Origin of the sequence: Cupriavidus sp. HMR-1 (assembly GCF_000319775.1) — a bacterium.
Classification (GTDB): domain Bacteria; phylum Pseudomonadota; class Gammaproteobacteria; order Burkholderiales; family Burkholderiaceae; genus Cupriavidus; species Cupriavidus metallidurans.
In genome coordinates, this window is the sequence record NZ_ANKP01000088.1 from 1 (window position 1) to 11,242 (window position 11,242).

9 protein-coding genes and 1 pseudogene are annotated in these 11,242 nt (G+C 62.7%); 2 read left to right on the top strand and 8 right to left on the bottom strand.

The features are described from left to right. From D769_RS12995 to D769_RS13015, 5 genes are all read right to left on the bottom strand, one after another. Positions 1–356, bottom strand: a 356-nt coding sequence (locus tag D769_RS12995) for a cytochrome c biogenesis protein CcdA (protein ID WP_008645738.1), incomplete at its 3' end; no start/stop codon positions are given. Between the two features lie 62 nt (positions 357–418). Next, positions 419–691: a thioredoxin family protein gene (locus D769_RS13000; RefSeq protein WP_008645739.1), complete on the bottom strand. Its 273-nt coding sequence runs from the start codon at positions 689–691 to the stop codon at positions 419–421. Between the two features lie 13 nt (positions 692–704). Continuing rightward, a complete protein-coding gene (locus tag D769_RS13005) occupies positions 705–1,124 on the bottom strand; it encodes a heavy metal-responsive transcriptional regulator (RefSeq protein WP_241227865.1) in 420 nt (139 codons plus the stop codon). Positions 1,125–1,300: 176 nt separating this feature from the next. Continuing rightward, on the bottom strand, positions 1,301–1,528 hold the full coding sequence (locus D769_RS13010) for a heavy-metal-associated domain-containing protein (RefSeq protein WP_008645741.1): 228 nt from the start codon (positions 1,526–1,528) through the stop codon (positions 1,301–1,303). A gap of 22 nt (positions 1,529–1,550) precedes the next feature. Continuing rightward, positions 1,551–4,010: a cation-translocating P-type ATPase gene (locus D769_RS13015; RefSeq protein ID WP_040011031.1), complete on the bottom strand. Its 2,460-nt coding sequence runs from the start codon at positions 4,008–4,010 to the stop codon at positions 1,551–1,553. A 142-nt stretch (positions 4,011–4,152) separates the two neighbouring features. Here D769_RS13015 and D769_RS13020 point away from each other — a divergent pair, with 142 nt between their 5' ends. After that, entirely contained in the window at positions 4,153–5,004 is an 852-nt protein-coding gene (locus D769_RS13020; protein WP_241227864.1) for an FTR1 family protein, read from the top strand. A gap of 173 nt (positions 5,005–5,177) precedes the next feature. Here D769_RS13020 and D769_RS13025 read toward each other — a convergent pair whose 3' ends face one another. The 3 genes from D769_RS13025 to cadR all read right to left on the bottom strand — a co-directional run bounded on the left by D769_RS13025 (position 5,178) and on the right by cadR (position 9,142). Continuing rightward, on the bottom strand, positions 5,178–6,356 hold the full coding sequence (locus D769_RS13025; RefSeq protein ID WP_035832055.1) for an MFS transporter: 1,179 nt from the start codon (positions 6,354–6,356) through the stop codon (positions 5,178–5,180). A 298-nt stretch (positions 6,357–6,654) separates the two neighbouring features. Then, positions 6,655–8,583, bottom strand: coding sequence for an FTR1 family protein (locus D769_RS13030; RefSeq protein ID WP_008645747.1), 1,929 nt, complete (start codon positions 8,581–8,583; stop codon positions 6,655–6,657). A gap of 121 nt (positions 8,584–8,704) precedes the next feature. Continuing rightward, positions 8,705–9,142, bottom strand: coding sequence for a Cd(II)/Pb(II)-responsive transcriptional regulator (cadR, locus tag D769_RS13035; protein WP_008645748.1), 438 nt, complete (start codon positions 9,140–9,142; stop codon positions 8,705–8,707). An 86-nt stretch (positions 9,143–9,228) separates the two neighbouring features. Here cadR and D769_RS13040 point away from each other — a divergent pair. Beyond that, a pseudogene (locus D769_RS13040) lies at positions 9,229–11,220 on the top strand (heavy metal translocating P-type ATPase); the annotation flags it as partial. Positions 11,221–11,242: the final 22 nt, after the last annotated feature.

An 11,242-nucleotide genomic window follows, 5' to 3' on the forward strand; every position in this document is an offset into this window, starting at 1 on the left:
AAGGCAAGCGCGGGCAAGGGCAGCCGGATCCAGCCGGGCCAGGCCAGGCCGAGCAGAATCAGCAGGGGGCCGAGCACCAGGCCCCATTGCCGCCCGAGCAGTTGCGCCGCCCATTGCCCGCCAAGCGCCGCGACGATGCCCAGCAGCACCTGCACGACCACCATGCCAAGGATGAACATGCCACCGTAGAACGTGGCGGTCCGCGGCGCGCGCGCCTTGGTGACGTAGGCGAGCGACACCGGAATGGAGGCTAGCGCGACGGGATTGAACGTGAAGACGAATCCCAGAAGAAAGCCGATGCCAAGTGACGCGAGGCTCGGTTGCTGCAAGGTCATGCGTAGCGCTTCGATATCCATGGATGTTCCTGGGCCAGGTTTGATAAGTTGATGTGGCGCGTATCTGGGCGAAACCAGCCCCTTCAGGCCTGTTCCTGTGCCAGCCGTCGCTCCAGCTCCTGCCGAAGCTGCGCGGCGCTGGGCAGTCTCGCGAAGACCAGCTCCCCATCAATGGCGATCGATGGCGGCGACAGGAGGCCAAGCTCCACCGCATAGTCCACCTCGTCCAGCAGGTTGATGTCGCGCCAAACTACGTTCTGGTCGCCAAACGCGCGGGCAATTTCCCTGAGGTTGTCGTTCACGCGCTCGCACTGGCTGCAACCGGGCGTGAAGAAGATTTCTACCTTGATACTCATGACGGGGCTGACGTTAGGTGGTGGGAGGGATTGTCTGATTCGCTGTACTGGACTCCAATGCAGCGAGAATCGGGCACGTATCCACCGGTTGATCGTCCGCGGTACAGACATCGATCAGGCTGCTCAGCGCGTGCGACATGGCCTGCATCGCTTTGATCTTGTGCTCGAGTTCTAACTTCTTGCGAATCGCCAGGCTGCGGATATCGCTGCAACACGAACTGTCGTCGGCGCGCAGGTCGAGCAGTTGTCGGATCTCCGCCAGCGTCATGCCGCATTGCTGTGCGTGCTTGATGAAGTCGAGTCGCCGAAGTGCATCGGGACCATAGAGCCGGTAACCGGCATTGGACTTACTGTCCGGCATCAGGAGGCGCTCGTCCTCATAGAAGCGAATCGTGTCAGCACTGACCTCGGCGAGCCGCGCGAGCTTGCCCACGGTCAACGCGGTCTCTTGCCGTACGTTTTCCTTCGGCAATGCTTCGGGCTGTCGTTGTCGTACAGCGCTTGCCTTACCTGCCCTGCCTCGTGTGACTGCTACCATGATTTCACCTGCATTCGATGTGACTGCGCGACGACATCGCGCCACGCGGATGACCAATCATCGGCCAGGGATTAGCCGATAACCTGCGTCTCATATCCATCTTCCTGCAAACGCGCGGCAATCGCCGTTTCATCGAGCAGCGCGCTATCAAACAACACGTCGATCTGCTGATGAGCAGCCTGCGCGCGCACTTGCTTCGCGCCCGGCAGGCTGCTTAGCAGGCGCGTGACACGCTGTTCACACTTCTCGCAGTTCAGGCGCTGCTCGCCGGTGACCTCAAATCGGATGGACTTGAACATAGTGAAGACTCCTTAAATACCGTTACGCGTTCGTCCGTGCGGGCAGTGAGGCCAACGGTCCCACCGTCCGGATTGCCTCGAAAAAATAGCCGCCGTGACCCCAGAGCGAATTGACGAAGATTGCCGTCACGCTGGCCGCCATAGCGACCATGCCCCACACGGGATAGACCAAGCCCGTCGCCGCAGCCGGAATGCCAATGCCATTGAACAGGAAGGCGAGCAGCACGTTCTGCACGATTTTCCGGTAGCTGTGGCGGCTGATCATGTAGGCGTCGAGCACGGCCGCAAGCCGCGCGTTCAGGATGATCACATCCGCGGATTCGATCGCGATATCGGCGCCGTGCCCGAAGGCGATGCCGACATCGGCCTGCATCAGCGCCGGCGCATCATTGATGCCGTCGCCGACCATCGCCACGCGACTGCTCATCTGCAGTTGCCGAACAAGGGCAGCCTTCTCGGCTGGCAGCACCTGTGCATGCACCTCGTCAATACCGGCGGCTGCCGCGAAATGCCGTGCCGCGCGGGCGTTGTCGCCGGTCAGGAGCGTGGTGCGGATGCCGAGCGCGTGCAGGCGCTCGACCGTCTCGACGGCGTCAGCCCGTAACGCATCGCCGAGCGCCAGCCACCCAAGCAGGACGCCGTCGCGTGCCACGCCAATGACGGTGGATCCGCTTGTCTCCAACTCCGCAAGGCGCGGGTCGAGTCCGCCCCCGGTCAACGCTGCGCCTTCGACCGAGAGGAACCGCGCATTGCCGACCACCAGCCTCGACTGGCCCAGGCGTGCCCGCACACCTTGACCCGCGACCGCCTCAAAGTCTTCGACGTTCGACAGCGTGATGCCGCGTTGAAACGCGGCTTCGACGACGGCCCGCGCGAGCGGATGTTCCGAAAACGCTTCGGTACCCGCCGCCACGGCAAGCAGCTCTTCTTCATTGCATGAGAGCGCGATGACTTCTCGCAGGGCAGGCCGACCTTCGGTAAGCGTGCCGGTCTTGTCGAACACCACACGATCGACGCGCCGAAGCACCTGAAACGCCTCACCTGTGCGCATGAGCACGCCACGCTCGGCGGCTTCGCCTGCGCCGCGCACGATCGAGAGTGGTGCTGAGATCCCCACAGCGCACGGATAGCCCATCACCAGCACGCTCAGCCCGGCAAAGATGGCGCGCTGCAGGTCGGGCGCAGCGCCTGCGAGCCACGGTCCGAGGAGCCAGAGGGCGGCAGCGGCAATCGCCGTCGACAGCACGAGTGGCGTATAGACGCGCAGGATGCGGTCCACGAGATGAAGCACGCCTGGCTTGAGTGCGCGGGCTTCTTCCACACTGCGGATAACCTGTCGGAGAAAGCTTTCTTCGCCGACGGCTGTCGCTCGGATCAGTAGCGTCCCGTGCCCGTTCAAGGCGCCGCTCAGGACGCGGTCGCCGGCACGCTTCTCGACAGGAATTGGCTCCCCCGTGACCAGCGACTCGTCCACCTCGGAGTGCCCCGATTCGACCTCGCCGTCGACCGGCACGCGCGCGCCGGGACGAATACGCACGCGGTCTCCGAGCCGCACCACTTCGAGCGGGACCGACTGCTCGGTGCCATCCCGCACGACCAGCGCCATATCCGGCTCGAGATCGAGGAGCTTCTTCACGGCTTGGGAACTACGCGTCTTGACGATCAGCGAGAGCCACTCAGAAAAGATATGGTAGCTGAGTACCATCACCGAGACCGCGAAGAATGCTTCTGTCGGATAGCCGGCGGGGCGCAGGGTGAGGCCGATGAGGCCGCCAGCGACCCCGGCAAAGGCGCCGAATTCGACCAGCACATGCTGATTGAGAATGCCACGCCGCAAGGCCATCGCCGCCATATAGACGATATGGCGGCCGATGCCGAAAATGAGCGCCACTGCGAGCGCGCCTGCCAACCACGGGACGCTCGGGCCCAGCAGGCCCTGCAACTTGAACGCGTAGATCGCGGCGCCGAAGGCGCCGAGCCCGACCGTTCCGGCTAGCGCCTGTCTCAGCCCGTAGCCACGCAAGACGACGAACGCAAACGCAACCAGGCTCACGAGCGAAAAGACGCAAAGGGGAAACCAGGCGCTATCGACCGGATAGCCGACCAAGCCCATCGCGGCGATGCTCATGGCTAGCGCGGCCAGAAAGCGGCCACGCTCACGCGTAAGCGCCCGTTCTTCCTCATCGAAGGGGCGCAGCTTGCGCGGGTCCGAGATTGTGTAACCGATGTCCTTCAACGTTTGCAGCAGGTCCTGGGCACGCGCGACGTTAGGGTCGTACTCAATGAGTGCCTGTTCATGGGTGAGGCTCACGGCAACCTTGGCGACGCCGGGCCGCTTGCCAAGCGCCTTCTCGATGGTCCCGGTGCACAACGAGCAATGCAGCCCGCCGATTCGGGCACGAATACGCCGGCAGCCCGGTACACTAGCCGGCTCCTCGCTCCAGACGTGTGGAGCGGAACCGGCCGATATCGCGATGGTCATGACAATGTTCCTCGCCAGATTTATCAACAGCCGAAGGCCCACAAGGCGGTTGCCAATGGCCAGTGCGGGTTCTTCCTGAAACAATCCTAGACCTTGGACCTTACTCCAAGGTCAAGCCAAACATGCAAACGCGGGATCGCGTGTGGCGCCGATCGTGCTTGGTGTAGAGAGAGGCTCCTATGGATTCGGTCGAGGGGACTCGTGCTGCGCGGGCTCGAACTCCGATGAGGCCGCGTTGGGGCAACGACGGTGCGTACGCGCGTATAGGGGTCATACCAAGATGCAGAGTCTCCAAAAGACAGGCCGCCAGCATCTCGCCAGCGCCGCAAAAGCTGGCATCGTCGCGGCTGTTTTAGGAGCAGCCGCACTTGGTCTGGCGCTGTATCGGGTTGGCGGCATCAGTGCACAGGCCGAAGCCTGGCTCGCGCTGCTGGCAGGCACGCTGGTCATCTCCTGCACGTGGCACATGCTTCGGCACGGCAAAACCATGGCGGGCGAAATCCGTGGCCGGCTCTCGCGGGTGCCGGACAAGAAAGCCCTCGGCCCCTGGCTGACGATCTTTGCCTTCGTGCTCCTGATGGTGGGGCGCGAAGGCGTCGAGGCCGCGACGATGATTGCATCCCTTGCCGCAGGCGCCGGTACGGGACATCTCGCACTCGGTGGCGTCCTTGGGCTGGCTTGTGCAGCCATCCTCGCCTGGGCGTGGGGCCGGTATGGACGGCGGGTGAATCTGTCGTTGTTCTTTCAGGTAACGGCGGTGTTCATGGTGCTGTTTTCGGCACAGTTGGCCATCTATGCGCTGCACGAATTCTCCGAGGCCGGCGCATTGCCGTTTGTCGATAATCGATACTGGCATGACATGACAGAACCGTACGGTCCCAACGGGATCTACGGTGCCTGGCTGAGCTACAGCCTGGTGCTTGCGCCGTTGGCCTTCCTTGGCTTTGCGTGGCTGTCAGGCCGAAGAGGTTCGGGGCCGCCCGAAAAAGTCTGAGCCGTGCGAGGTGCGGATAGCGCGAAGGCTGCCCGCTGCAGGCTGCGTCGACTGGTAGACGAAATCGCGGAGGGGCCACCGGACGCAGCCCGGTGGGCACGTGCGGGACGAAAGAAATCGCGGCAACCTGCCGGGCGTGAAGCGCGGAGAGGCGATCATGTGGATCGTGGTCATCAGCGGCCATGATCGCTGCCCGACCCTTGGCCTGCCACTTGCGGCGTGTCACGCTGAGCGACAAAGATCAGCGCAATGGTGACCGCGCAAAAAGCCGCACCTGCATAGAACGTGAAGGCTGCTCCGAGCCGGTCCCAAAGCAAGCCGGCCAACGCGCTGGCAATGAGAAGCGCCAGCCCGCTCGCCAGATTAAAGAAGCCGAACGCCGTGCCTCGCAGATCTTCGGGCGCGGTGTCGGCTACCATGGTGGCAAGCAGTCCCTGGGTCATGCCCATATGCAGCCCCCATAGCGCCACGCCGGCCAGCATTACCGCCCAGTACGCGCCTATCGCCAGCACGAGGTCGGCGAGAATAAGGGCCACCAGACCCCATGCCAACAGCGTGGTATGAGGCAGACTATCGGACAGCTTGCCAAAGGGATAGGCCGACAGGGAATACACCACGTTCATCGCGACCAGCACGAGGGGCGCCAAGTACAGAGGCAAACCGACCTGTTGGGCGCGCAGCACCAGAAACGCCTCGCTGAACCGAGCCAGCATGAACAGCGCCCCAATCGCGACCACTTGCCAGTACGATCGTCCAAGACGAACAAGGTTTGCCCACTTGATGGGGTTGGTTCGCTTGGCGTCGACATGGGTGTGGGGCTCTCGCACCCCGAGCATCAGCAGCAAGACTGAGAGGATGCCTGGGATGACTGCCACCCAGAAGACGGCCCTGAAATTATTCGCCCACAGATACATCAGGCCGATAGCACTCAGCGGCCCGAGAAAGGCTCCCACGGTGTCCAGCGATTGTCTTAGGCCGAAGGCGGCGCCCCGGAGGTGCGGCGGTGCGATGTCCGCGACCAGCGCATCGCGAGGGGCGCCGCGAATGCCCTTGCCGATTCGGTCCGTGAGACGCGCCGCCAGTACGGTTCCCACGCCGGGCGCCAGTGCGAAGAATGGCTTGGACACCGCGCCAAGCGCATAGCCCAGTACCGCGAGCCATTTGCGCTTGCCGAGGTAGTCGCTGAACGCCCCCGAGAAGACCTTTACCATCAGGGCGGTCGCCTCGGCGAAGCCTTCAATGAGTCCAACGTCGAAGGCGCTGGCGCCAAGCGCCGTCACCATAAAGATGGGGAGCAGGCTATGTATGATCTCCGACGAAAGATCCATCAGCAGGCTGACAAAGCCCAACATCCAGATCGCAGGCGGGATCTGGCATAACGTGGTGCGATGGGATGCGGTCACGGCGATTTCTATGAGGCAAGGTTGACGCCGGGACGATGCTTGAGCCCATGCAAGACGCACGGGAGCCGCACGGTTAAATCGGGCGCTCGAATGAATTCACCCAGTTTAGGGGCACCTCGCGCTCGCTTGCTATCGGGGAGGCGCCAGAATTGGCGAGATGTTACGCCGGTGAGGCGCTCCACGGCCCACGGCAGGCAAGCCGAGCCGAGGAGACGGTTCTCCCCAGCGCGGAGCCGCATTGGCGGCGTTACACCTGGGTAGATGGCCGGTGCGACCGCAAATTGTAGACGACGCTTGCGGCGATAATGAGCAGAATCAGGACTTGCGCTACGACGGTCTGGACGGACGGATAAATGCCCAGGACGTCGATACGAGGCATGGAGATCGGCGTAACTTGTAGGAAGCCGACTTTCTGAAGCGCAGCTATGCCTTTACCAATCAGAACGACCGCCAACACGCCGACCAATGCTGAGCTGAAGGCAAAGAACTGACCAATCGGCAGGCGCGCCGTGGAGCGCAGGAGCACGATGGCGATCGCGGCCAGGATGGCGATACCCGACGCAAGTCCTGCGAGCAAAAATACACCGTTGCCCTCTGTCCACAGGGCAGCGTAAAAGAGGACTGTTTCAAACACTTCTCGATAGACGGTCACGAACGACAGCAGGAACAGCATCAGCGCTGATTTCTTGTTCAATGCCGAGGACAGCTTCGCCTTCACATAGGCCTGCCAGCGACCCGCAAGACTCTTCTGGTGCATCCACATGCCCACGCCAAGCAACACGATTGCGGCAAACACTGCGGAAAAACCTTCCGTCATCTCGCGACTGGCGCCACTCAGGTCGACGACATAGGTGGCTACCGCCCAGGTCAGCCCACCGGCCGCCAGCGCAGTAACCCAGCCTGCATGCACGTAGGGCAGGACATCGGTGCGATCCGCTTTCTTCAGGAACGCCATCATCGCGACGACCACCAACAGGGCTTCAAGCCCTTCTCGTAGCAGGATTGTCAGGGCGCCGAGGAAGGTCGATATGGCGTCATTGGTGCCGCCCAGCGCCTCCTGTGCGTCGTCAAGCTGCGATTGCAACTTCTGCGCAATTTCATGGGCGCGTTCCACCTGGCCCGCTGTCACAGCATTGCGATAGAGCCCCATCGTCTTCTCGATATCCTGGAACAGCGCCTGGTTCTTGGCAGCCAGCGCCGGCTCGACGGGCTCGAAGCCGTCGAGATAGGCAGACAACGCCAGCCGCGAAGCCAACTGCCTGTCGCCCTTGTCCAGGGTGGCCAAGCTTTCCTTCAGCTTGTCTCTGGCGATCATCAGGCTGTCGGTGCTTGACGCGGTGACCGAGCCCGGCGTGCTCCTGAGGTACGCGGTCAGTTGGCGAGCGGCATCCGCCCCGACGGTCTTGGCGAGCGCAGCCTCGGAGGTCTGGCTTAACAAGGCCAGCGTGGGCACGGCTGCGTGGAGAGCCGGTTGAGAGGTCCACAGCTTGGCGCCGGCCTGGCGGTCGGCATCCGAATACGAAAGGGTCGAGGCAAAATAGGCGAGCGCCCAGCGTTCCTCGTCCGAGAGTTGAGCAAATGCCGGCATCGACGTCCCTTCTACCCCGCGCGTGATGATTTGCTGTAGGGCAAAGACGCTGCGCTCCTGGGCGCGCTCGTGATCAGCCAGGGCGATCGGTGGCGGGCTCAGCTTTGCAGCTAGTGGGCCGTCCGCGTGCCCGGAAACGCCGTGGCACGAAGCACATTGGCTTTGATACAGCTTTGCCCCTTGTTGCAGATCGGGCAGCTTGCCGGGGGCCATCGGGACCGGATAGGCTGCGAGGAGTCCGCCGGCCAGTTTGCGAGCTTGCTCGCCGACTGATTCGGGCGGGGCCTTTTCTGCAATGGATGCGCGCAACGCCGCCGCTTCCTTGGCCAACTCTGGCGCGGCTGGCGTCGGCGGCAACTCGGTTAGCTGCCGTTCAGCGGCCTGCGCGAACTCCTGCATCTCGGCATACTCGGCTTCGTTGGCGACGTGGCCATCCTTGACGGACCGGCCATAGTCGACAGCAAGGTAGTCCAGTACTTGCCAGATTTGCTTGGCCTTGTCTTGCGTGGCGAGAGGATCTGCCTGTGCGGTCGAGACCGTCACGAACAGAGAGAGCAGAACAATCGAAAGGAGACGCAGGGCTTGCATGGGAGGCCTTACCGGCAGAACAGCGATTTCGCGTACAAATGCGAATGATTGTAATTCTATTTGCCGGCACGATGCCACTATCCAAATGCAGGAGACGAAGTACGGCGCCAGGGATGCCCACCTAGTCGCTTGGATGGGCGGTGGTCCCCCGCGTATCACACACGCAGTCCGACAGTCCCTGCAGAATCCCGCACGATTGGGCGGGCCTGGCACCAGAACAGGCTTCGCGCAGTTCCACCAAATGGTGCTTCAGTTCGAGCAAAGCTCCGATCCGAGATTCGACCTGACGGATGTGCTCATCCAAGAGCATATTGACTTCACCGCAATCCTGGTCGGGCCGCTTCCGGTAACTCAATAAGGTCCGTACGTCGCTCAACGGCATATCCAGAGACCGGCAGTGACGAATGAACTGCAAGCGCTCCACGTGCTCCTCGCCATACAGGCGAAAATTCCCCCGGCTGCGGCCCGGCGGCGGCAACAGCCCTTCTTGTTCGTAGAAGCGAATGGTCACCACCGGGCATGCGGTGCGCTTGGCAAGCTCGCCGATCTGGATATTCATGGCGTCGGATGGGAGATGTCTTGACTCTATAGTAACTAGAGGGTGTTAAATCGGCAACGCGAGATGAATACACACAAGGGGTTGCCATGAGCGAATGTGGCTCGAAGGGATGTGGCTGCGCTTCCGTTGCGACGCGCAACCCAGAACCGAGCACGGTTGGCGCGGGGCTGAAGCAGGCGCGCTACCGAATCGAAAACATGGACTGTCCGACCGAAGAGGCGCTGATTCGCGACAAGCTCGCGAAACTGCCCGGCGTGGGAGGACTTGAGTTCAATTTGATGCAGCGAACGCTAGCCGTTAGCCACCAGATGGCGTCACCGGGCCCTATCGAGGAGGCGCTATCGGCCATCGGGATGCGGGCGGTTCGCATGGACGAAGCAACGCCCCTGCAAAATACGGTACTGGCCATCCACCAGATGGATTGCCCGACCGAGGAGGCGCTGATTCGCAGCAAGCTTGCCGGCATACCTGGCGTCGCCAGCCTCGAGTTCAATCTGGTGCAGCGGACGCTGCACGTCTGGCATGCGGCTGACACGCTATCCCACGTGCTTACAGCCCTGAAATCACTCGGCTTCGACGCCGAAGTGCGCAGCGCCGGTGCCCCCGCAGCGGCCGAGGCACCGGGGCCCGCGCGCACGAACTGGTGGCCGCTTGCGGTGTCAGGGGTGGCCGCGACGCTGGCGGAGGTCGTGTACTGGCTCCATGGTGGCAACCATTGGGGCGTGGTCGCGCTGGCGCTGGTGGCCATCTTCACTGGTGGCCTCACCACCTATAAGAGGGGCTGGATCGCGCTCAGGAATCGCAACCTGAACATGAATGCGCTGATGTCCATTGCGGTCACTGGCGCCATGCTGATTGGTCATTGGCCCGAGGCGGCGATGGTGATGGTGCTTTTTGCGCTGGCCGAAGTCATCGAGGCCAAGTCGCTGGATCGCGCCCGCAACGCCATTCGCGGCCTGATGGATCTCGCACCGGATACCGCACTGATTCAGCAAGCTGACGGCAGTTGGGCCGAGGTGGATGCCAAGGCCGTCGCAGTTGGTAGCCGGATTCGAGTCAAACCTGGTGAACGCATCGCCCTCGACGGTCAGGTCATTGAGGGGCGCTCCACCGTCAACCAGGCACCGATTACCGGCGAGAGCCTGCCGGTCGAAAAGATCGAGGGCGATCCTGTGTTCGCTGGCACGATCAACGAGTCCGGCTCATTCGAATTCCGCGTCACGGCGGCAGCCAACGCGTCAACATTGGCGCGCATCATTCACGCCGTCGAAGCGGCCCAGGGAAGCCGCGCACCGACGCAGCGCTTCGTCGACCAGTTTGCCCGCCTCTACACACCCGTCGTATTCGCCGTGGCCTTGGCGGTGGCGGTTCTACCCCCGTTGGTGTTCGGTGGACCGTGGCTGGACTGGATCTACAAGGCCCTGGTCCTGCTGGTGATCGCCTGCCCCTGCGCTCTGGTGATTTCCACGCCGGTGAGCATTGTCAGCGGCCTGGCCGCGGCCGCGCGGCATGGCATCCTCATCAAAGGCGGCGTCTATCTGGAAGAGGGGCGCAAGCTGAAGTGGTTGGCCTTGGACAAGACTGGCACCATCACGCACGGCAAGCCCGCCCTGACCGATTTCGTGGTGTGGGGCGACGCCAATCCGGCCACATCCAGGCTGCTGGCTGCGAGCCTGGCTGCCCGCTCGGATCACCCAGTGTCCCTGGCGGTGGCGCGCGCCGCCGAAGGTGAAGGATTGATACCTTGCGACGTCGCCGATTTCGCGGCATTGCCTGGCCGTGGGGTGCGTGGCAGCGTCGATGACCACTCCTACCATCTGGGCAACCACCGGCTGGTCGAGGAACTGGGCGTCTGTTCGCCAGAACTCGAATCGCGGCTCGCTGCGCTTGAGGCCGAAGGCAAGACCGTTGTAATGCTGGTCGGACCAGAGGGGGTGCAGGCGTTGTTCGCAGTGGCCGACACAGTGAAGGAGAATAGCCGTCAAGCCATTGCCGATTTGCACACCTTGGGTGTCAAAACGATGATGCTGACGGGCGACAATCCGCATACCGCCACGGCAATTGCTGGCCAGGTCGGCTGTGCGTGAGCACGAGATTCGA

Excerpts from the sequence above, each read along its gene's own strand:
- D769_RS13000 (WP_008645739.1), bottom strand. The coding sequence starts at position 691 with ATGAGTATCAAGGTAGAAATCTTCTTCACGCCCGGTTGCAGCCAGTGC.
- D769_RS13010 (WP_008645741.1), bottom strand. The coding sequence starts at position 1,528 with ATGTTCAAGTCCATCCGATTTGAGGTCACCGGCGAGCAGCGCCTGAAC.
- D769_RS13015 (WP_040011031.1), bottom strand. The coding sequence starts at position 4,010 with ATGACCATCGCGATATCGGCCGGTTCCGCTCCACACGTCTGGAGCGAG.
- D769_RS13025 (WP_035832055.1), bottom strand. The coding sequence starts at position 6,356 with ATGTTGGGCTTTGTCAGCCTGCTGATGGATCTTTCGTCGGAGATCATA.
- D769_RS13030 (WP_008645747.1), bottom strand. The coding sequence starts at position 8,583 with ATGCAAGCCCTGCGTCTCCTTTCGATTGTTCTGCTCTCTCTGTTCGTG.
- cadR (WP_008645748.1), bottom strand. The coding sequence starts at position 9,142 with ATGAATATCCAGATCGGCGAGCTTGCCAAGCGCACCGCATGCCCGGTG.